At 46.8% G+C, this 1361-nt stretch carries 1 protein-coding gene; it reads right to left on the bottom strand.

The window, feature by feature from the left end:
* On the bottom strand, positions 1-1292 hold a 1292-nt coding region (locus FTT84_RS17790; RefSeq protein ID WP_180082032.1), incomplete at its 3' end, for an IS66 family transposase.
* Positions 1293-1361 lie beyond the last annotated feature (69 nt).

The raw sequence follows: 1361 nt of genomic DNA on the forward strand, positions 1-1361 counted from the left end.
TGCATCACCGGTTGGCTGTGCTGTTGTCGGTATTCGCGGCGGTGTTCTGCTGTACTATCGGTCTTTTTCCTGAGTTCTGCTTCTATCGCATACAGTTTCTGAATCATCAGTAATGCCTGTTCAGCGACCTGACTTTTCCCGGTCACATGCAGTTCATGGAATTTACGACGTGCATGGGCCATGCAGCCCACCTCAATGACCTGGCCTGATTTAAAGCGTGCTTTATAACCACTGTAATCATCACAGACCAGATAGCCCTGCCAGCCTTTCAAGAACTCTTCAGCATGCTGGCCTGAACGACTATCTTGAAAGTCATAGATCACTGCTTGAACTGGATTGTACTGTGTGGTGGCATAGGCCCAGACATAACCTTTCTTCGGTTTTTTCTCATCATCACCCATCCGCATAATGGTGACTGGTGTTTCATCGGCATGGATCACCCGCTGTTGCAGCACCACCTGTTTTAAGGCATTGGCCAGAGGTTCCAGTTCCACACCGCAGCGACCAATCCAGTCAGATAAAGTAGATCTGGACAGATCAATGCCCGCCCGCTGATAGATCAGGCGCTGACGGTACAGCGGCAAATGATCGGCATACTTCGATACCAGCACATGGCTGAGCAGTTCAGGTGAAGCAATGCCTTTATCAATCACATAGGCAGGCATCGCTTGCTGAGTCAGGGTGTCACACTGATCACAGACCCATTTGCCACGCACATGCTGTTCCTTATAGAACTGTGCCGGTCTGAAATGCAGTTTTTCACTGATATCTTCGCCGATACGACGTAACTGGCAGCCACAACTGCATTGGGTTGATGCTGGTTCATGCTCAATACGAATGGTGTGTAGATGATCGGGCAGCAGTCGACGTTTAGGTTTATTGACGAGAGCTTTCTGTGTCGCTGCATCGGTTTTACCTGCATTTAATCGTTCTAATTCCAGATCAACGGCTGCAATATCTTCTTCGACCGCTTCATCCCAGAGATGGATTTGTTTTGCGGTGAGATGTTCGTTTTTACTGCCGAATTTGTGCTTTTTAAACAGCGCAAGTTCATGCTCGTATTTTTGAGTGAGAATGGAAAGATGCTGAACTTTAGAATCTAATTGTTGATTGGTGACTTCAAGATGCTGAACTTTGGTACCTAATTGTTGATTTGATACTTCAAGATGCTGAGCTTTGGTATCTAATTGTTGTTTATCTTCTGCGAGTTGTTGATGCTGCATTGCCAACTGCTGGGTAAATTCCAGCAGTTGTTCATGGGTCAGTTGGCTTAAATCAGGCAGCATTTTCATGACCGCAGTATGCCTGAGGTCATGACGCAGAGGAAATAGAACGTTTGGAGAATAGCAGAATGGACCAGC

The sequence above is a fragment of the Acinetobacter sp. YH01019 genome (genome assembly GCF_013420285.1).
Lineage (GTDB): Bacteria > Pseudomonadota > Gammaproteobacteria > Pseudomonadales > Moraxellaceae > Acinetobacter > Acinetobacter gandensis.